Here is a 26,106-nt window from a genome sequence, read left to right as displayed (position 1 = left end):
GAGATGGAAACCAAAAATATTATGATTGTCGGCGTGGGGGGCCAGGGCTCCCTGCTGGCCTCCAAGCTGCTGGGCCATCTGCTGATGGAGCAGGGCTATGACGTGAAAGTCTCCGAGGTCCACGGCATGTCCCAGCGGGGCGGGTCGGTGGTGACCTACGTCCGCTGCGGCAGCAAGGTGAACTCCCCCGTCATCGACAAGGGGGAGGCGGACTACATCGTCTCCTTCGAGCTGCTGGAGGCCGCCCGGTGGCTGAGTTACCTCAAGCCCGACGGCCAAATCGTCACCTCCACCCAGCAGATCGACCCCATGCCCGTCATCACCGGCGCGGCCAGCTACCCGGAGAACCTGGTGGAGAAAATGCGCGCCGCCGGGGCCAAGGTGGACGCCCTGGACTGCCTCAAGCTGGCCGAGGAAGCCGGGAGCAGCAAGGCGGTGAACATCGTCCTCATGGGCCGGCTGTCCCACTACTTCGACCTGCCCGACCAGGCGTGGCAAAAGTCCTTGGAGGCCATGGTGCCGCCCAAATTCCTGGAGCTGAACAAAAAGGCTTTTGAATTAGGAAAAAACGCACAGTAAACATAACAATAGAAAGGGATGACCTGAAATGGGACTGTTTTCTAATCTCTTTGGCGGCGGCGCCAAGAAAGTGGAGGAGGTCAACGACGCCAACGCCCAGGCGCTCAAGCAGTTTTTCAAGGAGAAGCTGCCCAGTGAGTTTACAAATTCGGCAAAGTATACCATCTCCATCACCCGGGGGGACAAGGGCTATGAGGCCCGGATCAATATGGACATGGGGGCGGACGGCTCCTCCTACGACGGCTTTGCCAAGGAGAACTTTGAGGAGCTGGCGGACTGGGAGTCGGAGCGGGTATTTGACCTGCTGCCGGAGCCGCCGGTCACCGTAATTGTCATCTTCGATATGGACTTTGGCAAGGCCAAGGTCACCATGAACCGGGGCCGGCTGCTGGCAAAGTAGGCTGAAAAACGCGGAGGCGTAAACAATAAACATGGAACGTCAGAAAGGAATGATTCCAATGGAACGATACTACCAGCCCGAGATCGAGTGCGCGTCCCGGGAACAAATCAAGGCCTGGCAGGATGAGCGGCTTGTGAAGCAGGTGCGCCACGTCTGGGACAATGTGCCCTACTACCGCAAGAAGATGGAGGAGAAGGGCCTCACCCCGGATGACATCCGCTCCAGCGACGACCTGCACAAGCTGCCCTTCATCACCAAGGCCGACCTGCGGGAGGCCTACCCCTACGGGCTGGTAGCCAAGCCCCTGAAGGAGTGCGTGCGCATCCAGTCCACCTCGGGCACTACTGGTAAGCGGGTGGTGGCCTTCTACACCCAGCACGACCTGGACCTGTGGGAGGACTGCTGCGCCCGGGCCATCATGGCCGCCGGCGGCACCGACGAGGACGTGTGCCAGGTGTCCTACGGCTATGGCCTGTTCACCGGCGGCCCCGGCCTGAACGGCGGGTCCCATCGGGTGGGCTGTCTCACCATCCCCACCTCCTCGGGCAATACCGAGCGGCAGATCATGTTCATCCAGGACCTGCAGGCCACCATCCTGTGCTGCACCCCCTCCTACGCCGCCTACATCGGAGAGACCATGAAGGAGATGGGCCTCACCCCGGATCAGATCCCCCTGAAGGCGGGCATCTTCGGCGCGGAGGCATGGTCTGAGGAGATGCGCCAGGACATCCAGAACACCCTGGGGATTAAAGCCTACGACATCTATGGCCTGACCGAGCTGTCCGGCCCCGGCGTATCCTTCGAGTGCTCTGCCCAGACGGGGATGCACATCAACGAGGACCACTTCATCGCTGAGATCATCGACCCCGACACCGGCGAGGTCCTCCCCGAGGGGAGCAAGGGTGAGCTGGTATTCACCTCCATCACCAAGGAGGCTTTCCCCCTGTTGCGCTACCGCACCCGGGATATCTGCATGCTCACCCGGGAGAAGTGTTCCTGCGGGCGCACCCATGTGAAGATGTGCAAGCCTATGGGCCGGTCCGACGACATGCTCATCATCCGGGGGGTCAACGTCTTCCCGTCCCAGATCGAGACCGTCCTGCTGAACCACGGCTACCCCGCCAACTACCAGATCATCGTGGACCGGGTGAAGTCCACCGACACTCTGGACGTCCAGGTGGAGATGACCCCCGAGATGTTCACCGACAACATGGGCGAGATTGCCAAGCGGCAGAAGGAACTGGTGGACGGCCTGCGGTCCATGCTGGGCATCACCGCCAAGGTGACCCTGGTGGCGCCCAAGACCATTGTCCGAAGCGAGGGCAAGGCGGTCCGGGTCATCGACAAGCGGAAAATTTGAGGAGGGTACCACTATGATCAAGCAGATTTCTGTCTTTTTGGAGAACAAGCCCGGCTCGCTGTACGCCATGACCGGCGTTCTGGCCCAGCATCAGATCGACATGCGGGCCTTCTCCCTGGCCGAGACCAGCGATTTCGGCATCGCCCGCCTCATTGTGGACGACGTGTATAAGACCGCCACCGTTCTGCGGGAGGCCGGGTTTATCAACAAGATCACTCCCGTGCTGGGGGTGGCCATCCCCGACGTGCCCGGCGGGCTGAACAAGGTCCTCCAGGTCCTCACCGACGCCAAGGTGAACGTGGAGTATATGTACGCCTTCCTGGGAGGCAAGGGGGTGGACCACGCCTACATGATCTTCCGCGTGGAGGATGCCGCCTCCGCCTCCGCTGCCCTGGCCCAGCGGGGCATCAAGGTGATCGACCAGGGAGAGATTGAAAAGCTGTGACCAGACAAATTCCCGCCCGGCCAGGCCAGGGCGGGAATTTAATTATACCTTCAAAATCAAGCGGACGATGCCGATGGCCGCCAGATGAGCGGGGTAGAAGCCATAGAAGAATCATTTTGGGACCTTGATTCCTGTCCGGGTGGGCAGATGGATGGGGATCACGGACCGCATCCCGAAGATGGTCCAGTTGATGGCGTGACCGGCGACGATCAGGGATTTAGGGTCCTCCAGGTATCCGTTCCACAGGGCGGACCAGGTATTTTTTGATGTCATGGGTGTAAAGCAGTCCCACCGTCAAACAGTAGGCGAAGATGGGGAAGGTCAACCGGCCAATCCAGCGGAACACCGGATATTTTGGGAAAAAGACGCTGCCCACATGGTCAACGGCCATGGAGAGAATGGCAATCAGCTTGAGCAGGCCGGTGTCCAGATTGGTTTTCAGCTTAGGCGCGGCAGTCTGTTCAGTTGGCATGCGGTTGCTCTCCTTCTTCGATTTTTTCGGTAAAGTATAGCATAAAGAATGGCCGCTCTCAAGGGAGCGGCCATTAAAAAAAGATTAAGAATCAGATGTTGGGAAGGTCACCACAGCGGTAAACAAATCCGCCTCGGTGGTGACGGTCAGCTCACCGCCGCAGGCCCTGGTAAAGGACTCCGCGATGGACAGCCCCAGGCCGGAGCCGCCGTCGGTGCGGCTCTCGTCCCCCCGGACAAAGCGGGCGGTGTAGTCCGCGCCGGGCCTCAGCTCGGCGGCAGAGGTGTTCCGCACGCTGGCGCTGGCCTGTCCCCCCTCCACCGTCAGATTCAGGTAGACCCGAGAGCCGGGCAGGGAGTACTTTAAAGCGTTGCCGATCAGGTTCTGGAAGACCCGGTAGAGCCGGTCGCTGTCGGCGGTGATGGGCACCTCCCCCTCGGGGATGCTGGCGCGCAGGGTCAGGCCGCTGTGGTCGATGGCCTGAGCCATGTCGGCCAGGGTCTGGCGCAATAACCGGGCGTAATCAAGCTTCTCCAATTTTACGGGGAGTTGTCCCGACGCCGCCTTGCTTACCTCAAACACGTCCTGAACCATGGCCTTCAGCCGCTGAGCCTTTTCCCCCATAATCTGGACGTACTCGCTGGCGGGAGGCTCCAGGGGCTCCTGGGCCAGCAGTTCGGTGTAGCTGAGGATGGAGGTGAGGGGGGTTTTCAGGTCGTGGGACACGTTGGTGACAAGCTCCACCTTCATCCGCTCGCTGCGGGTGCGCTCTTCCACCGCCTGGTGCAGGCCCTGCCGGATGTGATTCAGGTCGTCGGCCATCTGATGCAGGTCGCTGTTCTCCTGTAAGGTCAAATCACTTTCTACCTCGCCAGCCCGAATGCTTTCCAGCTGCCCGGCCACCGCGCCGAAGTCCTGCCATATCCTCCGCTGCCGCCAGAAGAACCAGGCGTACACCACCAGTGCCAGCAGCCAGGGCAGGCCGAACAGGTTCCAGATTGCCCAGGAGGGGATATAGAGCTCCACCGTCTGGGCCACCAGGAAGAACAGCACCTCCAGCCAGAGCAGCGCTACCGCCAGCCCCAGCCAGCCGTTCATCCGGCTCAGCCGCTTTTGCAGGGGGTACTTCAGCTCACGGACGGCCAGCATTCCCAATACGCCCTGTTTCCAGGGGCGCTGATTATACCGCCAGTCATTGAAAATCAGCAGGTACAGCCCCCAGAGGACCACCAGCAGGTTGAGGGAGTGGTCGGCCAGCTCCCACAGGTACTCCCGCAGCAGCCAGCCGCCGTTTTCCCGGAGGACGGTCACCGCTGTGGCAAAGTCGCTGGCCTGTTCAGCATAGGCGATCTGGCCGTAGCCGTATTCGGAGAGAGCGGCTTCGATCTCCTCCGGAGGGAGGCCCTGTGCCTCCCACTCAGCGATGATGTCGCCGTTGATGTCGATGGAGGCGGCGGTGCCTGCGGAGGCCTGGGGCGCGTAGGCATAGGTCAGCTCCTGCCAGATATCCCCCAGGTACTCCGGACGGGGGAGGCAGAAGAACACCAGCAGCAGGGCGGCCAGAATTTTCACCTCAAACCAGACCTTACCCGTCCCTCGGGCCAGGGCCATGTCCGCCCGCTTTTTGTCCTTCCGCAGCAGGAGGTACACCAGGAACAGTCCCGCGCCTACGCCCGTGCGGACGGCGTGGCCGAGAATTTCCTCCCGGTAGGCTCCCAGGTTACGCTTCAGGTAGTACAGCTCGTTGTACTCGTCTGACCCGGTTTTGCCATAGTTGCCCTTGATAAAGACTTGCGGGCTGTTGATCATCGCCATGGTCACCTTGACCTTGCTCCCCGCCTCGTCCACGGTGAAGTTCTTATAGCCGGGGACGTACCACTGATAGCTGTCCTCTTGAGGCTCAAAGCGGTAGTAGCCGCCGCCGTAGATGTTCAGCTCCTCTCCGTCCAGCCATGCGCGAACCTTCTCTCCATCAAATTGCAGGAGGAAACCGTAACCCTCGGGCAGCTGGGCCGCTGTGGTAGAGGCGGTCAGCGTGTCGCTGTTGCTGTAAAGGGCTTCTCCTTCCTTCGCCACGGTGTAGAGGACGTTTTTATCCTCCTTCATTTTCTCATGGATGCCTTTGGCCCACCGCTCCGCGCCAGTGGAGGGTACCGGGCCGTTTCCGTCGTCCCCGCTGTAGCTGTAATAGCCGTAGGCCCAGCCCCCGGCCCCCATGGTAATGAGCCGCTCCAGCCGGTTGGAGACGAAGTTTTTAAACTCCCGGGTCCTGCGCCAGTCGCTTTTGAAGCTGTCATAGACCCAGGCGCGGCTGTTGGAGGAGGTCATCGCCGTGCCGAAGAACAGCGCCCCCTCCAGAAGCAGAGAGACCCCCAGCAGGAAGGCCAGAAAGCCAATGATTGATTTACTTTTTTTCCATTTTGTATCCAATGCCCCACACCACCTTCAAATAGTCTGGCTCACGAGGATTGAGCTCAATTTTCTCCCGGATGCGCCGGATGTGGACCATCACCGTGCCCTCGGAGGACCAGGCCTCCTCCCCCCACACCCGGCGGTAAATTTCTTCCGCGGGGAACACCCGGCCCAGGTTGCGCATGAGCAGGTCCACAATGCCCGTTTCGATGTTGGTCAGCTTCACCGGCTCGCCGTCGGCGGTGAGCACACGGGTAGCCGGATCGTAGGCCAGCCGCCCGCTGGTGATGGTCCCGTCAGGGGCGGCGTTCACATCCCCCAGCCGGGTGTACCGCCGCAGCTGGCTGCGCACCCGAGCGGCCAGCTCCCCCATACTGAAGGGCTTGGTCACGTAGTCGTCCGCCCCCATGGACAGGCCCAGCACCTTGTCGCTCTCCTCGCTCTTGGCCGACAGCACGATGATGGGCAGATTCCGCCGCTCCCGGATGCGCAGTACCGCCGACAGCCCGTCCAGCCTGGGCATCATCACGTCCATCAGAATCAGCCGCAGCTCTGGGTCCACCGCCAGGTTCAGCGCCTCCATGCCGTCGTAGGCCCGGAGGACCCGGTAGCCCTCCTTCTCCAGGGCGGCGGCGATGGCTCCCACGATCTCCCTGTCGTCGTCCACCACCAGTATGGTCTCTTGCTCGCTCATGGAACTTGCTCCTTCCTCGTTCGCTGGCACCAGAATAACAGAAACTTCTTACAAAACAAGAGGGGTATCTCTTACGGATTTCTTACATTTTACGCCATCCGAACTCAAAGCGCAAGGCTGGACAAACCGCACCGCTTGTGCTACAATACCTCCTGACGAGTTTGTACCATCTCGTCCAAGCGCCGGAAAATTTTTCAATCCGGTGTTCGTTCGGCGGTCTGCCGCCGTTCTCTAAACAAAAAATGGAGGTTTTTTTATGCGCAAATTCACGGTTCGAGACATTACCTTAGCCGCCATGGTGGCGGCGCTCTACGCGGTGCTGGGGTATTTTGGGGATATCTTCGGCCTGACCTACGGCCCCATCCAGTGCCGCTTTGCCGAAGCCCTTACCGTCCTGCCCTTTGTGTTCCCCGCCGCCGCGCCGGGACTGGTTGTGGGGTGCTTCCTCACCAATCTGCTCTCCCTTTATGGTCCCTTGGATGTGGTGTTTGGCACTCTGGCCACCGCTATTGCCGCATGGCTCACCATGAAGATGCCCCGCTGGTATCTGGCGGCGCTGCCCCCCATCCTGGTCAACGCTGTCATCCTGCCGCCCATGTGGGCCTGGGCGGAGGTTGGAGCGGTAGATGCCGCCTTCTGGGCGGCTTGCGGGTTCAACGCGCTGACGTTTATCCCCGGCGAGGCCCTGGCCTGCTATGTGCTGGGGACGCTGCTGCTGTTTGCCCTGCCCAAGGTACCCGTTCTGCGGCCCTTTGCCCAAAAGCGGCGGCTGGCCCAGTCCTGAAACGAACAGACCGCCCGGTTGGGCGGTCTTGCTGTTTATTCCTCGTTCTCTAAGAAATAGGACGCCTCCATATCCGCCGTGGCCAATGCGAAGGCCAGAGGGTACATCCGCAGGGCCTGTCCCACGGTGCGGTTATCCTCCGGGCCGGAGAAGCCCATGTGCCAGCGGATGGCCATGGCCTCTTCCCGGGTGAGGCGGACGAAGCCGTTGGTGATGTACACGCTCTTCTCCCCGTGGCCGTAGGGGAGGGGGTCTTCAAAGGTGTAGGTGGGGACCTTCTCCCACTGGCCGGTGGCCTCGTTCTTCACGTTGCGGGCGCCCTTTTTGTAGCAGCCCACCTTGCACAGGTCGTGGCACAGGGCCACCAGAGCAATGGATTCGTCGCTGTAGTCCAGGCCGTACAGCTCCTGCACCCGCTCCCGCTGGAGGTAGTCCACCAGACAGTGATACACGTTCAGGCTGTGCTCGCACAGCCCGCCCTCATAGGCCCCGTGGTAGCGGGCGGAAGCGGGGGCGGTGAAAAAGTCGCTCTTGTGCTCCAGGTAATCCAGCAGCTTGTCGGCCCCCTCCCGGGTGATGTTGGCCTTGAAGATCTCGATAAATTCCTCTTTGCAGGACATGGGGTCATCTCCTTTTAGTTTTTCGTGTTTTACCGGTGCATTATACCATAGCGGTCCCGAATTTTCCAGAGTGGGAACTCAGCTCTGAGTCCCTTTAGACGGCACGTTGAGCAGCAGCACCGCGCCCAGGATCGCCGCCATCCCCAGCAGCTTGAAGGGGGTGACCTCCTCCCGGAAGAGCACGATGCCCAGCCCGGCGGCGACGAAGGGCTCCAGGGTGGCCAGGATAGCGGCCCGGCCCGGTTCGGCGTCCCGCAGGCCGGTGGTGTATAGGTGGTAGGGCAGGGCGCAGCACAGCAGTCCAACCCCCAGCGCCCCCGCCCAGACCTGCCAGTTGGTCAGAGCGGCCAGGTTGTTCTGCAGCCCGGACAGGGGCAGGGCGAAAACGGCACAGAACAGAATGGTGTAAAAGGTGACGGTAGAGGGGGTATATTTGTCCAGCACGAACTTGCCGAAGATGGAGTACAGGGCGTAGCCAAAGCCGGAGCCCAGCCCGAAGAGGATCACCGGCAGGGAGATGGTTTCCTGTCCCAGGGGGAACATCCCGGTGACCAGGACGCAGCCAGAGAAGGTGATCAGTAGGGCGGCCAGCTTGACGGGGGTGACGGGCTCCCGGAAGAGGAGGGCGGACATCAGGGTGACAAAGACCGGGGCGGTATACAGCAGCACCGCCGCCACCGACATGGAGCTGAGGGTGATGGCGTTGAAGTAGCACCAGTTGAAGAAGAGCAGGGAGCAGACCCCGGTGCCCAGGAACCAGGGACAGTCCCGGAGGGCGACGCGCAGGGCGTTCCGGTCGGTGAGGAACAGGAACAGGCCGTAGAAGAGGCAGCCCACCAGGGCGCGGAGGGCCACCCCCTGCATGGAGGTGAGGCCGGCGGCGGTGAGCAGCTTCAAAAACAGGCCGATGCACCCCCACAGGGCGGCGGCGGCGATAATGTTCAGCGAGGCTTTTTTCTCCATGGGCCTTGTCTCTCTTTCTGAGATGAATTATACTGGTTCCCGTCCTGCGGGAGCGGGAAACAACATACCACTATACAGAGAAAATGGAGAAAAAACAAGATGGTCTATGGAAAAATTTTACCGGGCGTCTTTCAGGCGCGGCCCAACCGTTTTATCGCCCACGTGGAGATGGGCGGAAGGCTGGAGGTCTGCCACGTAAAAAATACCGGGCGGTGCCGGGAGCTGCTGGTGCCCGGGATGAAGGTCTGGCTGGAGGAGAGCGCCAATCCCGCCCGGAAAACAAAATACGACCTGATCGCTGTGGAGAAGGCACGCCCGGAGGGGCCCCTGCTCATCAACATGGACTCCCAGGCTCCCAACAAGGTGTTCGGGGAGTGGGCGGTGGCGGGAGGGCTTGGCTTTGTGCCCACGCTCCTGCGCCCGGAGACAACCTACGGCAATTCCCGGTTCGACTATTACTGGGAGTGGTCGCAGGAGGGGGAGGCCCGCCGGGGCTTCTGGGAGGTGAAGGGGGTCACCCTGGAGGAGGGCGGCACGGCCCGCTTTCCAGACGCCCCCACCCTCCGGGGGGTGAAGCACCTGGAGGAGCTGGTCCTGGCCCGGCAGGCGGGCTGTGAGGCGGGGGTGTGCTTCATCGTCCAGATGGCGGGGATGGACCATGTGGAGCCCAACGACGCCACCCATCCGGAATTTGGCGCCGCCCTCCGCCGGGCGGCGCAGGCGGGGGTAGAGGTGCTGGCACTGGAGTGCGCAGTGGAGCCGGGGCGGCTGGCCGCGGAGAGGGTTCTGCCTGTTTGTCTGTAGGGGGTAAAGTTTTGGTCCGCTCTGGCCGATAATTCACTTAGAATCAACAAAAGGAGGGGTCTGTATGGAAATGCACGACTCTTTGAGCGGAAAAGAAGGGATGGAGCAGCAGCCCCCCGCTCCCCAGGCGGGGCGGGTCTCGTTGGACCGCTTGGAGCTGCAGCGCCAGTGGGTGCAGCAGGCGGAGGAGCAGCAGGCGGAGGAGACCCTGAACCTGTATGCCAAGGCCGCCAGACAGCGGATGCAGGCCGCCGCCCCCGAGTTGCCGGAAAACAGCCAGAGCGAGGAGGAGAGGGAGGCCGAATCCCAGCGGCTGAAGCTCCAGCAGAAGTGTCAGGACATTGCCGCCCTCATTATGGTGGACGAGCTGGAGGAGGAGCCGGAATCATAACGGCAGAACAGGAGGTATGAAGGATGGAGATCAGAAATATCGTACGGGGAGAGACGGTCAGCTTTGCCGCCTCTGCCCGTCTGGCGGGAAAGAAGGAGGCGGACGCGGCCCAGACCGCCGGGACCTCCCCGGCTGACCGGGTGGAGCTGTCCAACCAGTGGGTGGAGCAGATGCAGGAGCAAATGCAGGAGCAGAACGCCCAGATCCTGTCCCTTCTGACCACCGGGAAGGAGCGGGAGGAGCAGTCCGACGGCCTGCTGGACAGCATCATGCAGGATGCGGAGGCCAAGCAGGACGAGCTGGACGCCCTGTCTGCCGATATGAAGGCCAAAATGAAATGCCTGGAAATCGCCATGCGCATTATGAAGGGCAAAAAGGTCCCGCCCGAGGATGAGCGGTATCTGATGGAAAACGACCCCGTCGGCTATAAAATCGCGATGGCTATGAAAGCCTTTGTCAAAGAAGATGACGAGGAGTGCGAGAGCGTTTTGGATGACGAGGACAAGAGCGGCGGCAAGACCGAGTCCTCAAAGGGCGGAGAGGACGCCCCAGTGGAGAGCGCCCCCAGCGAGGGCGGCGGAGAAGAAACTGCGGTATAACAACAGGCAAACGCCCGGCAATTTGCCGGGCGTTTTACAGTTCTCTGCGGCCCTCCAGGGCGCGGACCAAAGTGGCGTCGTCGGCGTATTCCAGGTGGCTGCCCACCGGGATGCCGTAGGCCAAACGGGTCACCTTCACCTGGAAGGGTTTTAACAGCCGGGACAGGTACATGGCGGTGGCCTCCCCCTCGGTGTCCGGGTTGGTGGCCATAATGACCTCCTCAATGCCGCCTGCGGCCACCCGCTCCACCAGGGAGCGGATGTACAGGTCGTCCGGCCCCACATGGTTCATAGGGGACAGCACCCCGTGGAGCACGTGGTACAGCCCGTTGTATTCCCGGCTGCGCTCCATGGCGATGACGTCCTTGGGGTCGGCCACCACGCAGATGGTGGCTGAGTCCCGCTTGGCGCTGGCGCAGATGGCGCAGGGACCGTCCCCCTCTGTCAGGTTCTGGCAGACGGGACAGCAGTGGATGGACGCTTTTGCGCCAGTGATGGCGCTGGCGAAGGCGGCGGCCTCCTCTTCGGAGAGGGACAGCACATGGAAGGCCAGCCTCTGGGCGGATTTGACGCCTACTCCAGGCAGCTTGGCGAAGTACTCCACTAAATTTTCCAGTGCGGGGGGAAAGTACTGCATGTTCAAGACCCTCTCAGCGCCGCGATGGCGGCGGGAATATCGGCCGCGCCGTAAATGGCGGAGCCTGCCACCAGGACATTGGCCCCGGCCTCTACGACCAGAGGGGCGGTTTTGGGGGTGATGCCCCCGTCCACCTCCACCTCGCAGGCGGGGTTGTATTGGTTGACAATGGCCCGCACCCGGCGGATGGTCTCCAGCTGGGAGTCCATAAAAGCCTGCCCGCCAAAGCCGGGCTCCACCGTCATAACCAGCACCAGATCCAGCTCCTCAATGTAGGGCAGGATGGCCTCTGCTTTGGTGATGGGCCGCAGGGCGGCCGCCTTTTTCACCCCGCACCGGTCCATGATGCGGAGGGCCTCCGCGATGCGGGAGGGGTGGTCGGCCTCCAGGTGGACGGACAGCAGGTCCGCTCCCGCCTGGGCGAAGGCTTCAATGTACCGCGCCGGCTTCTCCACCATCAGGTGGACGTCCAGGAACATACCGGTGCACCGGCGGATGGACTGGACCACCGGCGCGCCGATGGTGATATTGGGCACAAAGGCGCCGTCCATCACGTCTACATGGAGGCAGTCGGCGGAGGACACTTTTTGGATGTCCCGCTCCAGGTTGGCGAAGTCGGCGGAGAGGATGGATGGGGCGATCTTGATCATGAGAATCCTCCTTTTTTGGACAGGCGCTGGGGACGGCCCCGGCGCATAAGATAGTTCAGCGGAGAGGAGGCCCCGGGTTCGGAGGGACCGCTCCGGGCCGAGCCCACGGCCCACACCCGTCCTCGCCGGCCCGGCCGGCCCGCCGCTTTCAGATAGCCGTCCGTCGGGACCCGATGGGGTCCCCGGCGGGCGGCAGAGGGCTTATCAGGTATAAAAATCCGCCGTGTCCGTCTCCACCGCCTGGAAACCCTCCGCCCGGAGGGCGCGGAGGATCTGCTCCTTGTGGTCGTGGCCGAAGGCCTCCAGGGTGACCCTCAGCTCCACCCCGGACTGGCGGTTGATGTTGACGAACTGATTGTGCTCCAGCTTGATGACGTTGCCGTTGTTGGCGGCCAGAATCTGGGCCACGGCCAGCAGGGAGCCGGGCCGGTCGGGGAGCTGAACGGCGAAGGTGAAGATGCGCCCCCGGGAGATCAGCCCGTGCTGGACCAGGGAGGACATGGTGATCACATCCATATTGCCTCCGGAGAGGACGGAGACGACGTTCTTTCCCTCGCAGCCCAGGTGCCGCAGGGCGGCTACGGGGAGCAGGCCGGCGTTTTCCACCACCATCTTATGCCGCTCCATAACGTCCAAAAAGGCTTCCACCAGCTCGCTGTCCTCAATGGTGATGATTCGGTCCACATTTTTTTGCACAAAGGGGAAGACCTGATCGCCAGGGGTCTTGACCGCCACGCCGTCGGCAATGGTGGTGGCGCTGGGGAGGGTGACCACATGGCCAGCCTCCAGGCTGGCCTTCATGGAGGCCGCCCCGGTGGGTTCTACGCCGATGACCTCCACATGGGGGTTGAGCAGCTTGGCCAGGGTGGACACTCCCGCCGCCAGTCCCCCGCCGCCGATGGGTACCAGGATGATCTCCACGTCGGGCAGGTCCTGGAAAATCTCGTAGGCGATGGTGCCCTGGCCGGTGGCCAGGGTCAGGTCGTTGAAGGGGTGGACGTAGGTCAGCCCCTGGTTCTGGGCCATCTCAGCAGCCAGCTCGGCGGCGTCGTCAAAGACCTCGCCGTGGAGGACTACCTTGGCTCCGTAGTCCTTGGTGTTGTTCACCTTCACCAGGGGGGTGGTGGTGGGCATGACGATGGTGGCCGCCACTCCTGCGGCCTGAGCCGCGTAGGCCACCCCCTGGGCGTGGTTGCCCGCAGAGGCGGTGACCAGCCCCCGGTCCTTCTCCTCCTGGGAGAGGGTGCTGATCTTATAGTAAGCGCCCCGGAGCTTATAGGCCCCGGTGGCCTGCATGTTCTCCGGCTTGAGATAGACGCTGTTTCCGCAGTTTTTGGACAAGTAGGGGGAGTGGATCAGCGGCGTGGGCCGCAGGACGGACTGCAGTACGCTGCGGGCCGCCTTGAAGGATTCCAGGGTGAGCATGGTTCGTTCTCCTTTGTATTGATTTCGTGTACCCTTTATCATACTGAATCACAGGGGAGAAGTCAATGCAAACTGAGCAGAAAGTTTTCGAATCATGGGGCATATGCCGTCTATCAATGCGTTTCCGGTTCCTCTTTATAAATGCTGTATACGGCAAGCGAGATGTACTTTTTCCCCTGTTCCACGATGCTGAATGAGTGATTGGAGAAGCACCAGGTTGCCATTAAACCTCGAATCAGGCTTTCAAAATAGTGGAAAATTTCGCCGCTGGAAAGGCCGGTGCGGTTTTGGTCCGCATTATGCTGAACCGCATCGTACAGGATCTGGCTGAAGGTCCTTTTTTGGAGGTGCTCCGACGGGCCTGGAACGCAGGCGCTTAAATTTAGTGCATAAGCAAGAGCGGTCATTTCGTATCCTGCATATTCGGCAAATTCCAATTCCAGATTCAAAAAATGAATGATTTGTGCCGTATAAGATGCGCTTTTGCCGGCGGCAGAGCACGCTTCAAAACGCTCCCGCACATAGTGTCCCATGTCGGCATAATAGCTTTCTCGTAAAATATCTTCCTTGGATTTATAGTGAACATAAAATGAACCCTTGGCAACTCCCGATGCCGCACAAATTTCTCGAACCGTGATTTTGTCATAGCCCTTTTCCTTTATGAGCTGTACCGCGGTTGCAAATATCTTCCGTTTTGTTTCAGCGGCTCTTTCTTTTCTGCTTAATCGTTGTTCCACATGGATCGATCTCCCTGAACATTCTCTTGACAGGCACTGCCAACAGATGTATTATAATGACCGAGGTCAGTGACCTCGGTCATTATAATTTTATCACATATCAGGGAGGAATGCAAGCATGTTTATTTTTGATCTGACCTATCAAAAGCCGCTGTCTGAGGTAGAGCGTTTTTTACCAGAACATATTCGATTCTTGGATGAACACTATGAAAAAGGTCTGTTCCTCTGTTCTGGACGCAAGGTACCCCGAACAGGGGGTATCATTTTGTGTAATTGCCATGATATGGAAACTGCAGCGTCGATCATGAAGCAGGACCCTTTTTACCGGGAGGGGATTGCGGACTATAAAACCATCGAATTCATCCCGTCAAAGTCCTCCGATCTGGTTCAAAAAGCGCTGTCTCAGGGGGATAGCGCAAAAGAATGCTGACCCGGCCCATGAAAATGGGCGGATTTTTTGCAAAATCACCTTGACAACGGGCCGGACTTCTTATATAATACACCTCGCGTTCAAAGACAGCAGGGGCCTTTCCGGGCATAATTCCTGCCGAGAGTGCATTCAAAGGGATATTCTTTTGATTGTACTGTCCTTCTGTCTTTCCGGCGGAAGGTTTTTTGTTTCGCGGAAACATTTCTGGAGGTGAAACCAAACATGCCTAACGCAAAGGTCCTTTCCGAGAAGAAGGCCATCGTGGCCGCTCTGGAGGAACAGCTGAAGGGCGCCGCCAGCGGCGTGCTGGTGGACTACAAGGGCATCACCGTAGCGGAGGACACCGCTCTGCGCGCCGAGCTGCGTCAGAACGACGTGCAGTACAGCGTGGTCAAGAACACCCTGGTCCGCTTCGCCCTGGACGACGCCGGGCTCAAGGAGCTGGACGATGTGCTCAACGGCACCACGTCTCTGGCTACCAGCGCCGGCGACCCCATCGCTCCCATGCGCGTGGTCAACAAGCACGCGAAGAAGCTGGGCGAGGGCAAGTTCAACATCAAGGGCGGCTTCATGGACGGCAAGGTGCTGTCCCTGGAGGAGATCATGGCCCTGGCTGAGCTGCCCTCCAAGGAGGTCCTGCAGGCGCAGGCTCTCGGCATGATGCTGGCTCCCATTACCAGCCTGGCAATCGTGCTGAAGGCCATCGCCGAGAAGGACGGCGAGCCCGCCGCTGAGGCCCCCGCTGAGGAGGCCCCCGCCGCCGAGTAAGCGGCAGACTGTTCCCAAACCGGGAACCACACATTAAAAATTTACACAATTAGGAGGTTCATTTATCATGGCGAGTGAGAAGATTACTGCGATGATCGAGGAAGTCAAGGCTCTGACCGTTCTGGAGCTGTCCGAGCTGGTGAAGGCCCTGGAGGAGGAGTTTGGCGTGTCCGCCGCCGCTATGGCCGCTCCCGCCGCCGGCGGCGGAGCCGCTGAGGCCGCCGCTGAGAAGACCGAGTTCGACGTGGTCCTGGCCGGCTTTGACGCCGCCGCCAAGATCAAGGTCATCAAGGCCGTCCGCGAGATCACCGGTCTGGGTCTGGCCGAGGCTAAGGCCGCTGTCGAGGGCGCTCCCAAGACCCTGAAGGAGGCCGTGTCCAAGGACGAGGCCGAGGAGCTGAAGAAGAAGCTGGAAGAGGCCGGCGCCAAGGTGGAGCTGAAGTAATCAGTCTCCCATTTGTCGTTGTCCATTTCACATCAGACAGAGCATCCCTAATATCCTGACCCCCAAGAGGTCCTGAGTAATTCACCATTACTCGGGGCCTTTTCTTTGTTTTTATCGGCTTTCCTATCTAAATCGGTTGAAATCCACCTCTAAAAATTCCGATTCCTTTCATTTAAATTCCCTCCAATTCAGATAGCCGCAGTCCAAAATGGTTGGGACATTGGGGGCGTTTTGGGAGGGACTATGACAGAGTGGTTCCGATTAAGGCTATTTAATCTGAATTTTTGCCGAAAAATTTTGAATTAATTTGAGTTTTTGTGGGTTTTGAGGGGCGTTTTTTTAGATTAATTCGGTTGGGGCTTCTTGATTTATTCTAAGTTTTTGCTGATCTTGAAACGGCATTTTTCAGATTTATTCCGTAAGCATCAAAAATTGAGATTTATTCGGTTGAGGGGGCTGATTTAATCTGAATTTTTGCAGATTGACAGGTCAAGCAGGGATTTAATCCGAGTTTTTGCAGGTGAAAACCCGCAAATTTTCAGATTAATTCAAATTTCAAGGTCAAAATTTCAAATTAATTCAATTTAGGAGTTATTTTGGGGTAGCAACTCATCCGGTGGATACAAGAAAATGTGGGGGTGGGATTTTAAACCTCTTGATTGGCGATTCACCCCCACCCCCAACCACACCGATCGATGTTATATGGGAGGGATTTATCGTGGAAAAAGTTGGAGTGAAAACAAGGGACATTCAGTTTTACAGCGAGAAGGGTGGAGTAATGGTCAAAGTCCACAGCAAGCCGGCCAGGGATTACGCCAAGTGGCTGGAGGGGGAGGCCTGGGTGGAATCCTACGAGGCCGCCTGCCGGTGGGATATGACCCGCTACCCCCACATCGACCGCATCGGTATCCGTCCGGCCTACTTTGAAACAGAATGGGCCTCTGACTTCCTCCTCCGCTATGCGGATGGGAGGGTTGGAGTCCGGGAACTGGTGACGGACGGGCAGTTACAGAAGAAGGCCGACTTGGAGAAGTTGGAACTGTCTCGACGGTACTGGGCTGTGTTGGATGTCAGCGATTGGAAGGTGGTGGTGATTCCGTGACTGTGAAGTTTGTTTCTTACAACGGGATTGAGTATCGGGTTTTGCATGTTGGCGAGGGCGGAATGTGGTTGATTCCCTACGAAGAACCAGCCCAACCCTTTTTCTACACAGGGGACGAGGTGGAACGGATTCAGACCCCGGAGGATTTTCTGGAGCAGTCCTCCAAGAAGAAGCTGACTGCGGCTCAACAGTCGCGGCTGGCTTTAATCCAACCCCTCCTGGACGCCCAGCCCAGGTCTATCACAGACCGTGCCTATCGGCTGGTTGTGGCGAAAGAGGTGGCGCAGAGGGAAGGGACCACCTACAAGCGAGTCCTCCGGCTCTACTACCGCTATCTGGCTCAGGGGGTGCTGACTGCACCAAAGGGTTGTGGGGGTGGGGAGTCCAGGCCGGAGTTTGACTGGGCAATCAAGACATTTTACTTCTCCGCCAAGAAGTTCTCCCTGCGAGCTGCATACGAGATGATGGTGGTTGAGAGGTACACCAGCTGGGACGGAACTCTGTTAGATACAACACCGAGCTGGTCCGCCTTCCGGCACTACTTCTATAACCGAGGTTATCACAAGCAGCCCCAAAAGGTGATTGCCCGGGACGGTCTGACCCACTATCAGCGCAATAACCGCCCGGCATTTGGAGCAGCCAGCCAGTGGAAGCCGGAGCCGGGAGCCTTTCAGATGGATGCCACTGTCGGAGACATCTATTTAGTCTCCCAACTGGATCGAACTACCGTCATTGGTAGACCAAATATCTACCTGGCAGTCGATACGGCCACCCAACTGATCACCGGCCTCTATGTGGGGATGGACTCCGATGAGACGGCGGTGATGAAGTGCCTGGAGTGCGCCACCATGGATAAGGTGGTGTTCTGCAAGCAGTTCGGGGTTGACATCAACAGAGAGCAGTGGCCCAACACCGGCCTCCCCAATGAGATCATTACCGACCGGGGGAGGGAGTTCTTTGGCCCCAGAGTCAATGAACTCTGTCGGAGATATGGGGTTGAGGTAGAATCCCTCCCGCCGTTCCGTCCGGATCGGAAGGGGTTGGTGGAGAAGGCCTTCGACTTGCTCCAGCAGAGGTACAAGCCCCTCCTGCGGGGGAAGGGGGTGATTGAGCCAGACGCCCAGGAGCGTTGGACTGTGGACTACCGGGACCAGGCTGTGCTTGATTTGGATGAATTCACGGCTATTTTAATCCATTCGATTATCTACCTAAACTCCGGTCGGCTTCTCCCAGATGGGAGAACATCTGCTCGGCGGTGGATTGAGGGTGGGGCTAATCTGCTAACCCCTCCCATTGATGAACTCCATCCGCTGACTCTCCCCCGGATGACCGCCAAGCTGACCCGGAAGGGTTTGAAGGTCAATGGGTTGTGGTACGCGCCAAAGTGTGTGGACGGTTTATATATCGGGGATAGTTACACGGTGGCGTATGACCCGGCTGATGTGGGTTCAGTTTTTCTCATCATGGATGATGGGACAATCCCCTGCCCCATGACAAAAACTACTGCAACAACTCAATATGAGGGCTGCTCAACTCAGGAGGTAATTTAGGACCAGGCCCGGCAGCGGACTATCCATAAAGAAGCGGAGCAGACGGAGCGGCAGGCCGGAGTGGCGGCGGTGAGGGCTATTCAGGGAATCGTGAAGCAGGCTCAAGGGAGGGATTCAACATGAGGAAATACCCGGCGGGACAGAGCGTGGGGGGCATCTACGACAATGCCCCAGCGGACAATCCATTTCTGGCTGCGATGCCCGAGATGGTTGGGCGGGAGGAGTTTCTAGCTGAGGTGAACGGGTCCCCACCAATCCCACATAACATTGGAACCATAACCTCGGAGGAGCGGAGACAGGCCCTCCCGATCCTCTCCACAGTCTTCATCCCCATGGACTACATGTACGCCATTTATACCAGCTCTACCGGGCTATCCGGACAACCTACACCACCCGGACGGTGATTGATGGGGCCAGGCAGACCAACGCTATCTTCCAGGGGCTAGGGGCGGCCTTTTTTGTAGCTCAGGCGGATACCGGCTCCGTTCTGGGAGTGCCCGGCATCGGGAAGACGGTTACAGTTCAAAGGTCTCTGGGGCTGCTCCCCCAGGTGATCGAGCACACCGAGTACCAAGGCCACCCCTTCTTCTGCAAGCAGGTCTTATATCTCAGGGTGGAGTGTCCCAGTGATTGCTCCATCAAGACCTTGGCCTTCAACATCCTGGCGGTATTAGACCGAGCCATTGCCTCCGATTACCTGAACCGCCTGACCCTGATGAAGTCCATCTCCGTTTCTGCTATCGCTACCCAGGTGAAGATTCTCTGCATAACCCACCATGTGGGATTGATTTTGGTGGATGAGATCCAGAACGCGGTCCTCACGGCCCGGAAAAACCGGCAGGTGAAGCCGCTGATCAAGTTCCTGGTGGAGCTGACCAACGATACCGGGACTGCCACTTACTTTGTGGGGACCCCGGAGGCGGAGGATCTGTTTATCAGTCAGGAGCACCTGAAACGCCGCACCAGGGGAATCCGCCTGCTGCCGCTGAAACCAGACGGGGCCTACCGCTCCTTCCTGGAACAGCTCTGGCCCTACCAGCTGACGCCCTCCTCCGCTCCCCTGACGGAAAAGATGGCCAATAAGCTGTATGACCACTCGGCGGGGATCCCGGCATACATCGTGAAGATTTTCCGGGAGGCCCAGGTCCAGGCTCTGCTCAACGGGGAGGGGTGTATCAGTGAGCGGATGATCCAAAGGGCGGTGGATATCCTGGCTATCAAGGTCCCCAAGACCTTCGCCGGTGGGACCCACATCTCCGACTTCTCCTTTGAGGAGGATGGGGATGGTGTCACCCCGATATTACCTCGTATACCAGGTGATCCTCAAAGAATCCCCAGTCCATCTGCCCTTGCTTTCCGGGCATCGTCTCAAACCGCACCGTTGCTTTCTCATTCAAGTCCATCTTCCGGCTGCTCACATACGCCTTGACGATGCTGTAGCCCCCGTCAAATCCCATTTCCCGTAGCTTCTCCAATATCCGCAGCGCTGAATACGGCGCCTCTTCCAGCCACTCGTCCACGATCTGCTTGTACGGGTCCATCTTTGTTGGCTTGGGTTCGCTCAATGTGTACTCCGGCTTCTGCGGCGATTCCGCGTACCGCTTTGCTGTTCGCGGGTCCATGTGGTACTTCCGGCCCAGCTCCACATAGCTCAGCCCTTTTTGTCTGTCGCTTCGGATTTCCATCCACTGTGCTCCTTGCATTTCCTGACTCCCTTTCCGGGCTCTTTCTCGCCCTGATTGGGAGTCTATCCTTTTCCCTTCACCTCCGCCACAAAACTACATTTTTTCCTCGGCGTTTTCTTTCATTTTATCATTGGCACTGACATTGTGGCAGCTCATGGGGAACACCTCCTGTCCTAAGCTATTATAGCGCCAAAAGCGCCATATGACAATGATACAGTTAAAATCCCGCGTTCCGCAGTTCCTCCATCATGGCCCGGCGGCGGGTATACCGAGCGCGCCAGTCCCCCACCAGCTGTGCCGCTCGCTCTGCCCCGTCCGGATAGCTCCTGAGTTTTTTCAGATAGTGCGCCAACTCCTGATACCGCTTTCGGTTGGATGCCGTGGCCGCTTCTTTCGTTAGGATACAAGCGTATGCCTCCAGCAGTTCGTTTGGATACCGCTTTTTCAGAGCCGCTTCATAGCGGTCCAGAATGGAAAGATGCCCAGCCGTAGCAACCGCTTTCATCAGGCGTTCCCAAAGCTCCTCGGATTCCATAAGATCCAGCTTGTGGTAAGATCGCCCGGAAAGATACCGCTCTCTGTACTCGATCCACTGCGCCGGCGTACACGCTTTCTTCAGGCGGTTCAGCATCTCTATACCGCCGGAGGACAGAACAAAGACATGATACTCCAGCTCCGCAATCAGCTTGTCCCGCTGCCCCTGCTGCTCATACAGATTCATCAGCCATTCGCTGTACTCCGCTACCAGCCCCCGCTTGTCACGGCCGGCGGACTTACCCTCCTCCAGCAGACGAATGGCCTCGTCCATCTTCCCGTCCTCAAGCGCCTGCTGGATACGCAGCTTACGGATATCAGAATAGTTTGTGTACCGTTCTAAAAAGGCGTCCAGTTCCTCCTTCGGCAAGGACAGCTTTTTCATCAAATCAAAACGGCGTGTCAGCAGCTGTTCCATCTCATATTCTCTGGAATAACCTTGCTTGCCGGAAACCTCAAGGTCCGCAATTTGTCTATCTATCAGCTCCAGCTTTTTCCTGTCAAACATTTCTCCGGAAAACCGGGAGAAAATCGCCTGTTCTGCAAAGTCTTGGACCTTCCAGTGTTCTCTGCCTGATTCTGCACATTTCAGGAGGAGGTCAAACATCTCTGAAACGGTGTCTTCTTTACAGGTACAAAATATGTCCGTAAGCATCGTATCCATAGCGTCATCTATATAGCTGCAACCCTCCTCAACTTCATAGCTCGCAAATTCCCGTAGCGCATCTATCCCTGCCCGGAGCACCAGCAGGGGTTCACCCCGCTCCAGCAGTGTCTGTGTCTGCCGCCCAATGAAATCAGCCATATCGCACTCAAAATCATCCGCCTCTCTGTAGTTGATATAGCCATGGCGGTCAGCGTACTGGTTTCCGATGGAGGCCAGCTCTTTTTTCAGCGTCTTTATACATTCATCCAGAGATGTTTCCCCATATCGAAGGAGCAGCGCCCTGTAAAGCTTCTCATCTGCGGATACCAATTCTGTCAACAGCGGACGGAGTTGGCTGTCAGGAATTTTTTCCACAAGACCGGCGGGAGTCAGACGCTCCCTTTTTGCTGGGGCTTTCTTCTTGGACGGTTCGGCGGCAGATATCGCAAACAGGACCGCCGCCATGTGCTTACAGGCATTTCCATCCTCCGCATAAGGGCAGTCACAGAGCATATCCTCAATGGTATCTCCTTCCAGCAGGATCTCCACCTCATATTCCTCTGTGCCTTCCACAGTGGCGATGTAGCCGTCCTCAGTGCGCTCCAGGTCTGAGACTCGGCCCTCTTCAAAGTAGGTCCGGCCCCGCTCCAAAATGTGGGGCTGGAACCAATTCTTCCAGGATCCCATTTGCATCGTCTCCAACTCCGTTCTCCTATAATGTCATTTCATTTCCCGACTTCAAGTACCTCTTCAGTAAAAATGCGCAGAAGTATGGAAACGTATAGATATTATCACTGTATCCAATGTTTCCCCCAGTGAGCTTGATTCCGTGGGAAATATCGCTGTATTTTTCGCTGGAGATCAGCGTGCGCAGGGACTTGGCCCTGCCGTTGGTGGCTTTGACTTCCACCGGGATCAGTTCCGAGGCAGTGCGGACAAAAAAGTCCTCCTCCAGCGTGGAATCCTCCCGTTTGTAGTAGTACAGCCCACAGCCGCTTTTCACCAGCGCCTCTCCCACGATGTTCTCATAGAGTGCGCCCTTGTACACCCCCAGGTTTTTATTGGCCCGCAGATCCTCCTGGGCCTCCTCGTCCAGCATGGCCACCAACAGGCCACTGTCGGCAAAATACAGCTTGTACTTGGTCTCCTCATAGTTGCCCTTCAGCGGCAGCTCCGGGAAATTCAGACAGTAGCAGATATTTACCATCCCGGCATCGCTGAGCCATTCGATGCACCCCCGGTAGTCCTTAAACCTGGCCCCGGAGGCCACCTTGGAGATCTGGAATTTTTTGCTGTCCTTAGCCAGCTGAGGCGGGATCTGATTAAATACGTTGAGGATGCGCCCCTGATCCAGCCCCTCGGCGTATTTCCGAATGTCCTCCTTGTAGTCGGCAATGAGTTGCCGCTGAATATCCAGAGAGCCCTCAAAGGTACCCCGCTCCACATACTCCCGCACCACCGCCGGCATCCCGCCCAGGATGCAGAAATCCAGGAACAGCGAATTGCAGACGGACAGTTCCAATTCGCTGAAAGGCGTCAGCGTCCGCATATGCTCCAACAGGTCGTCTACAAAACCGCCGTCATAGCCCTTCGCCCAGAGAAATTCCTCAAAATCCATGGAATACATCTCGTAGTCTGTTTTGTAGCCCACGCTGTTGCTCTCGATTTTCCGGTAATTGATCCCCAGCATGGACCCGCTGCAGATCACATCAAAGCGGCCATCAATGGAAAAGAATTTCAGTGCGGTGGCGATATCGGGGAATTCCTGGAGTTCGTCAAAGAAGAGCAGAGTCTTTCCTGGCAGAAATCGCTTGCCCGGGTCCAGGCGGGAAATATTCTTGATGATCTCGTCCGTCTTATAGCCGTCGGCTGTGATGAGCTTGTACTTGGGCTCCTCTACGAAATTGATATAGATCACATTTTCGTAGCTGCTTTGGGCAAAACGTTGGACCGACTCCGTCTTGCCCACCTGCCGGGGTCCCTTGACAATCAACGGTTTGTGGTTAGGGGCGGCTTTCCACTCTGCCAGAAATAAGTCGATTTTCCGTTTCAAGTAGCGCATAGGCACTTCCCTCCATCCGCATTATTGGCTATAGTATACTCCGATGGGGGAAGAATTACAACTGTTCCGCAAAAAATGAGCGAATTTTTTCCTATTTCGCCTAAAACATGAGCCAATTTCTGATTTGATTCACAAAAATAAGAGGGAATAAAAGCCGGCTTGTCACATTTCTTTGCGACAGGCCGGCTTTTATGGGCCGATTCACCAATTTAAGTAATATTTCGTCATAGTCTTCTCTAATTCGCTTTTGCTTTTTTAAGATGGTGCAGCTACATCAAGGTCGTTGGCAGCCTCCATCTTAAACTTGTCCATGGCCTCACGGGCGTTGGGAACCATGATCTTACTGCTATTACTGTTAGACATAACTCGTCTCTCCTTTTTTCATTTTGTTTTTCCTGTTTGTGTTGGATGGAACATCCGCTTATAGCTTTGCCCTGAACTGCGGAGATATACCACAACGGGACCTGCCTATATTTACTAGTTCTGGTTCCATCATACAAACACCGCGCCCGCTTTGCACGAGGCTGGTCCGCTTACAGCTTCAGCCCAGCGATGACCTCCTGCAGCTGTTGGGCGGAGCGGTCCAGCGCCAACCGTTCGGACTCCCCCAGCGGGATCTCCAAGATCTTCTCCAGGCCGTTCTTGCCCACAATGGACGGAATGCTCAGCGTCACGTGGTCCAAGCCGTACTCTCCCTCCAGCCCCACCGAGATGGGCAGCACCGCTTGCTCGTCCTTTACAATGCACTCCGCTATGCGTCCTACCGCCATCGCAATGCCATAGTAGGTCGCCGCCTTACGCTTGATGATCTCGTTGGCACTGTCCCGAATGGTTTGATAGATGCGCTCCTTGCTGGCCTCATGGAGTTCCTTTCCCCGCAGGCGGCAGAAATCGTCCAGATTCAAACCGGACACATTGGCTCCGCTCCAGACAGCCAGCTCGCTGTCGCCGTGCTCACCGACAATGAAGGCGTGAACATTGCGGCTGTCCACCCCCAGCTCTTCCCCCAGCAGCTGTTTCAGCCGGGCGGTGTCCAAAACCGTCCCAGACCCGATGACCCGCTCCTTGGGATAGCCTGACAGCTCCCTGGCCACATGGGTGAGCACATCCACCGGATTGGACACGATAAGAAGAATGCCCCCAAAGGGCCGAGCTTTGATCTCCTCCACAATGCTCCGCATGATGACAGCGTTGCGCTCGATCAGCTGGAGCCGGGTCTCGCCGGGCTTCTGGTTCACCCCGGCGGTGATCACGACCAGCCCGCAGTCGGCGATGTCGTCGTAGGTCCCGGCGGTGATCTCCATGGAAGCGCCGTAGGGCAGGCCGTCGCTCAGGTCCATGGCCTCCCCTTCCGCCTTGTCCCGGTTGGCGTCCAGCAGGACCAGATTGGAAAACAGTCCCTGCTGCAAAAAGCGAAACGCGATGGACGCGCCCACAAAGCCGCAGCCCACGATGGCCGCCTTTCTGTAATTGATCGTCAAGCTATCCGCTCCTTTTTTATCAAGTCGGTCCTGCGGACCGCGCTGGTCTCAGTATGCATAAAAAGCGGACAGTCCATACGGACTGTCCGCTTTTTTCATTCATTCAAAAACCGCATACAGGGTCATGGGCTCCAGCGTCAGGCCCGCCGGAAGGGTGACGGTCCCATCCTCCTTCGGCTGGAACTGGAGAGTCATGGTGACGCTGCCCCCCTCCTGTCCCCGGGTAGCCCAGCCGGCGAAGTGCTGGCCTGGACGTTCCTCCACAGCGGGCGGCGTAAAGCTGCGCTCCCCGGAGGAGACGAACAGCCGTCCCAGCTCCTGCTCGCCGTCCATAAAAACCAGACGGCTATGGACGATCTCCTCCTGCACGTCCATATTGGTCATCTCAAAGGCCCGCCAGCCGCCGTTCTGTTTATGGAAGAAAAAGGTGCTGTCGATCTCATAGGGCTTGGCAGAGCCGTTCCCCCGCTGGACGTCCAGGTGCATGGACACCCGAGCGGAAAAGATATCCTCCCCATAGCGTTGGAACTCGCTCACCCTCTCGTTGGAAAAGGTGTGGCCGGAGGTCTGGCGAATCCAGATCTCGCTGGAGCAGATGGTCTGATAGATGGCGCTGCTGCTGTCAAAATAGCGGCGCAGCTGGGCGGCGTCCCCCTGCCGGATCATATACCGGGCGTAGCTCTTCGCCGCGCCGGTGAGCGCGGCATACTCCTCATCGGTGGGCTCCTCCGCCGTCTCCCTGACGGTATAGACGCCCGTCTCCGGGTCGAGATCCAGGGGGACCGTTTCTCCGTCTGCGTCCAGGACGGTCACCCCGCCATTTCCGGCTGTCCCCGCCCGGGTCTGCCACAGGATGGTCCGCCGGCCCAAAACGCCCTCGGGGAGGTACCGCTCCGCCGCCGTCTCGGTGAGCTGAACCTGGCAGTCCACCCCCAGCTCCTCGCCGTCGACCAGCACCCGATGGCTGTCCAGGGTCCGGACCAGGAGGGTGTTGGAGGGCAGCTCCAGCAGCAGCTCCACCTGACCCAGCTTCCAGGCGGCTGTCTTCTCCTCCGTCTCGCCGGTCAGGGTAAAGGCGGCCACGCTGTCCGTCCCCGACTTCACCAGATACCGCCGGTCGCCGGACAGCCCGGCGGAGGTCTCCACCAGGGTCAGCTCCTGGCCCGCCATCAGCTCCTCCAGCGCTTCCACAAACCGCTCCCGGTCCCCCTCCAGCCCGGCCAGGTCAAACACCCGGCCCCAGTCGGCGGGGGAAAAGAGGTCGTCAAACACCTCCTGGCTGACATGCTTGGGCTGGGACGCTTCATAGCGGGTGAGCCAGGGCCGCAGCAGGCCAAAGCGGATATAGACAAACACCAGCAGCAGCAGGATCAGTATCCCCAGCAGCACCCAATAAAAAACACTTCGTTTTCTCTTCTGTTCCATGCCGTA

29 protein-coding genes and 1 other annotated feature are annotated in these 26,106 nt (G+C 58.4%); of the genes, 15 read left to right on the top strand and 14 right to left on the bottom strand.

The features are described 5' to 3' along the window. Positions 1–3: 3 nt before the first annotated feature. Genes VV088_RS14445 through VV088_RS14430 form a run of 4 tightly spaced genes read left to right on the top strand, consistent with a single transcriptional unit; the run spans position 4 to position 2,784 of the window. A complete protein-coding gene (locus tag VV088_RS14445; protein WP_334601392.1) occupies positions 4–579 on the top strand; it encodes an indolepyruvate oxidoreductase subunit beta in 576 nt (191 codons plus the stop codon). A gap of 28 nt (positions 580–607) precedes the next feature. Beyond that, positions 608–979, top strand: coding sequence for a hypothetical protein (locus VV088_RS14440; protein WP_334601391.1), 372 nt, complete (start codon positions 608–610; stop codon positions 977–979). A gap of 58 nt (positions 980–1,037) precedes the next feature. Continuing rightward, positions 1,038–2,339: a phenylacetate--CoA ligase family protein gene (locus VV088_RS14435; protein WP_334602075.1), complete on the top strand. Its 1,302-nt coding sequence runs from the start codon at positions 1,038–1,040 to the stop codon at positions 2,337–2,339. A 13-nt stretch (positions 2,340–2,352) separates the two neighbouring features. Continuing rightward, a complete protein-coding gene (locus tag VV088_RS14430; protein WP_334601390.1) occupies positions 2,353–2,784 on the top strand; it encodes an ACT domain-containing protein in 432 nt (143 codons plus the stop codon). Positions 2,785–3,001: 217 nt separating this feature from the next. Here VV088_RS14430 and VV088_RS14425 read toward each other — a convergent pair whose 3' ends face one another. The 3 genes from VV088_RS14425 to VV088_RS14415 form a co-directional block, all read right to left on the bottom strand. Continuing rightward, entirely contained in the window at positions 3,002–3,256 is a 255-nt protein-coding gene (locus VV088_RS14425; protein WP_334601389.1) for a TraX family protein, read from the bottom strand. An 84-nt stretch (positions 3,257–3,340) separates the two neighbouring features. Further along, a complete protein-coding gene (locus tag VV088_RS14420) occupies positions 3,341–5,686 on the bottom strand; it encodes a sensor histidine kinase (RefSeq protein WP_334601388.1) in 2,346 nt (781 codons plus the stop codon). Next, a complete protein-coding gene (locus VV088_RS14415; RefSeq protein ID WP_334601387.1) occupies positions 5,661–6,362 on the bottom strand; it encodes a response regulator transcription factor in 702 nt (233 codons plus the stop codon). Before VV088_RS14415 ends, VV088_RS14420 begins: the two co-directional genes overlap by 26 nt. A gap of 256 nt (positions 6,363–6,618) precedes the next feature. Between VV088_RS14415 and VV088_RS14410 the strand changes: the two genes are divergently transcribed. Further along, positions 6,619–7,146 carry a QueT transporter family protein gene (locus VV088_RS14410; protein ID WP_334601386.1) on the top strand — a complete coding sequence of 176 codons (528 nt, stop codon included), beginning with the start codon at positions 6,619–6,621 and terminating at the stop codon, positions 7,144–7,146. Between the two features lie 35 nt (positions 7,147–7,181). On the opposite strand, the gene VV088_RS14405 is transcribed toward VV088_RS14410, so the two are convergent. Beyond that, complete coding sequence (locus tag VV088_RS14405; RefSeq protein ID WP_334601385.1) at positions 7,182–7,766, bottom strand: hydrolase; 585 nt, start codon at positions 7,764–7,766, stop codon at positions 7,182–7,184. 78 nt (positions 7,767–7,844) lie between these two features. After that, positions 7,845–8,729, bottom strand: a complete 885-nt coding sequence (locus VV088_RS14400; RefSeq protein ID WP_334601384.1) for a DMT family transporter — start codon at positions 8,727–8,729, stop codon at positions 7,845–7,847. 99 nt (positions 8,730–8,828) lie between these two features. On the opposite strand from VV088_RS14400, the gene sfsA reads away from it, so the two are divergent. The 3 genes from sfsA to VV088_RS14385 all read left to right on the top strand — a co-directional run bounded on the left by sfsA (position 8,829) and on the right by VV088_RS14385 (position 10,523). Then, a complete protein-coding gene (sfsA, locus tag VV088_RS14395; RefSeq protein ID WP_334601383.1) occupies positions 8,829–9,533 on the top strand; it encodes a DNA/RNA nuclease SfsA in 705 nt (234 codons plus the stop codon). 64 nt (positions 9,534–9,597) lie between these two features. After that, entirely contained in the window at positions 9,598–9,924 is a 327-nt protein-coding gene (locus VV088_RS14390) for a hypothetical protein (protein ID WP_334601382.1), read from the top strand. Between the two features lie 23 nt (positions 9,925–9,947). Next, positions 9,948–10,523, top strand: a complete 576-nt coding sequence (locus VV088_RS14385) for a hypothetical protein (protein ID WP_334601381.1) — start codon at positions 9,948–9,950, stop codon at positions 10,521–10,523. A 34-nt stretch (positions 10,524–10,557) separates the two neighbouring features. Here the strand turns inward: VV088_RS14385 and recR are convergent, their stop codons facing one another. From recR to VV088_RS14365, 4 genes are all read right to left on the bottom strand, one after another. Then, positions 10,558–11,160 carry a recombination mediator RecR gene (gene recR, locus VV088_RS14380; RefSeq protein ID WP_334601380.1) on the bottom strand — a complete coding sequence of 201 codons (603 nt, stop codon included), beginning with the start codon at positions 11,158–11,160 and terminating at the stop codon, positions 10,558–10,560. Positions 11,161–11,162: 2 nt separating this feature from the next. Continuing rightward, complete coding sequence (rpe, locus tag VV088_RS14375; RefSeq protein WP_334601379.1) at positions 11,163–11,810, bottom strand: ribulose-phosphate 3-epimerase; 648 nt, start codon at positions 11,808–11,810, stop codon at positions 11,163–11,165. Positions 11,811–12,014: 204 nt separating this feature from the next. Then, positions 12,015–13,235: a threonine ammonia-lyase gene (ilvA, locus tag VV088_RS14370; protein WP_334601378.1), complete on the bottom strand. Its 1,221-nt coding sequence runs from the start codon at positions 13,233–13,235 to the stop codon at positions 12,015–12,017. 113 nt (positions 13,236–13,348) lie between these two features. Next, on the bottom strand, positions 13,349–13,972 hold the full coding sequence (locus VV088_RS14365; protein WP_334601377.1) for a TetR/AcrR family transcriptional regulator: 624 nt from the start codon (positions 13,970–13,972) through the stop codon (positions 13,349–13,351). Between the two features lie 118 nt (positions 13,973–14,090). Between VV088_RS14365 and VV088_RS14360 the strand changes: the two genes are divergently transcribed. The 7 genes from VV088_RS14360 to VV088_RS14330 all read left to right on the top strand — a co-directional run bounded on the left by VV088_RS14360 (position 14,091) and on the right by VV088_RS14330 (position 19,696). Beyond that, positions 14,091–14,402 (top strand): YciI family protein, encoded by a 312-nt coding sequence (locus tag VV088_RS14360; RefSeq protein ID WP_334601375.1) that lies wholly within the window; start codon positions 14,091–14,093, stop codon positions 14,400–14,402. 62 nt (positions 14,403–14,464) lie between these two features. After that, positions 14,465–14,599: a sequence feature (ribosomal protein L10 leader region), on the top strand. A gap of 25 nt (positions 14,600–14,624) precedes the next feature. Then, positions 14,625–15,170: a 50S ribosomal protein L10 gene (rplJ, locus tag VV088_RS14355; RefSeq protein ID WP_334601374.1), complete on the top strand. Its 546-nt coding sequence runs from the start codon at positions 14,625–14,627 to the stop codon at positions 15,168–15,170. Between the two features lie 67 nt (positions 15,171–15,237). Further along, a complete protein-coding gene (gene rplL / locus VV088_RS14350; protein WP_160570392.1) occupies positions 15,238–15,615 on the top strand; it encodes a 50S ribosomal protein L7/L12 in 378 nt (125 codons plus the stop codon). Between the two features lie 718 nt (positions 15,616–16,333). Next, on the top strand, positions 16,334–16,717 hold the full coding sequence (locus tag VV088_RS14345; RefSeq protein ID WP_334601373.1) for a hypothetical protein: 384 nt from the start codon (positions 16,334–16,336) through the stop codon (positions 16,715–16,717). Between the two features lie 68 nt (positions 16,718–16,785). Beyond that, positions 16,786–18,267, top strand: coding sequence for a Mu transposase C-terminal domain-containing protein (locus VV088_RS14340; protein WP_334601372.1), 1,482 nt, complete (start codon positions 16,786–16,788; stop codon positions 18,265–18,267). A 119-nt stretch (positions 18,268–18,386) separates the two neighbouring features. After that, on the top strand, positions 18,387–18,671 hold the full coding sequence (locus VV088_RS14335; RefSeq protein WP_334601371.1) for a hypothetical protein: 285 nt from the start codon (positions 18,387–18,389) through the stop codon (positions 18,669–18,671). Further along, positions 18,668–19,696 carry an ATP-binding protein gene (locus VV088_RS14330; protein WP_334601370.1) on the top strand — a complete coding sequence of 343 codons (1,029 nt, stop codon included), beginning with the start codon at positions 18,668–18,670 and terminating at the stop codon, positions 19,694–19,696. The genes VV088_RS14335 and VV088_RS14330 overlap by 4 nt, the downstream gene beginning before the upstream one ends. Before the next feature lie 473 nt (positions 19,697–20,169). Here the strand turns inward: VV088_RS14330 and VV088_RS14325 are convergent, their stop codons facing one another. The 5 genes from VV088_RS14325 to VV088_RS14305 form a co-directional block, all read right to left on the bottom strand. Then, positions 20,170–21,819 carry an SWIM zinc finger family protein gene (locus VV088_RS14325; protein WP_334601369.1) on the bottom strand — a complete coding sequence of 550 codons (1,650 nt, stop codon included), beginning with the start codon at positions 21,817–21,819 and terminating at the stop codon, positions 20,170–20,172. A 25-nt stretch (positions 21,820–21,844) separates the two neighbouring features. Continuing rightward, a complete protein-coding gene (locus tag VV088_RS14320) occupies positions 21,845–23,194 on the bottom strand; it encodes an ATP-binding protein (protein ID WP_334601368.1) in 1,350 nt (449 codons plus the stop codon). A 255-nt stretch (positions 23,195–23,449) separates the two neighbouring features. Beyond that, on the bottom strand, positions 23,450–23,557 hold the full coding sequence (locus VV088_RS14315; RefSeq protein WP_334601367.1) for a small, acid-soluble spore protein, alpha/beta type: 108 nt from the start codon (positions 23,555–23,557) through the stop codon (positions 23,450–23,452). A 170-nt stretch (positions 23,558–23,727) separates the two neighbouring features. Further along, the gene (locus tag VV088_RS14310; RefSeq protein ID WP_442913177.1) at positions 23,728–24,669 is read right to left on the bottom strand and encodes an L-lactate dehydrogenase; all 942 of its coding nucleotides are present in this window, start codon (positions 24,667–24,669) and stop codon (positions 23,728–23,730) included. A 105-nt stretch (positions 24,670–24,774) separates the two neighbouring features. After that, positions 24,775–26,100, bottom strand: a complete 1,326-nt coding sequence (locus VV088_RS14305; protein WP_334601365.1) for a hypothetical protein — start codon at positions 26,098–26,100, stop codon at positions 24,775–24,777. Between the last annotated feature and the right edge of the window lie 6 nt (positions 26,101–26,106).

Source organism: Lawsonibacter sp. JLR.KK007 (assembly GCF_036941135.1).
Taxonomy (GTDB): Bacteria; Bacillota; Clostridia; order Oscillospirales; family Oscillospiraceae; genus Lawsonibacter.
Note: the sequence above shows the minus strand (reverse complement) of the source record. Positions and strands in the feature narration are given on the sequence as shown.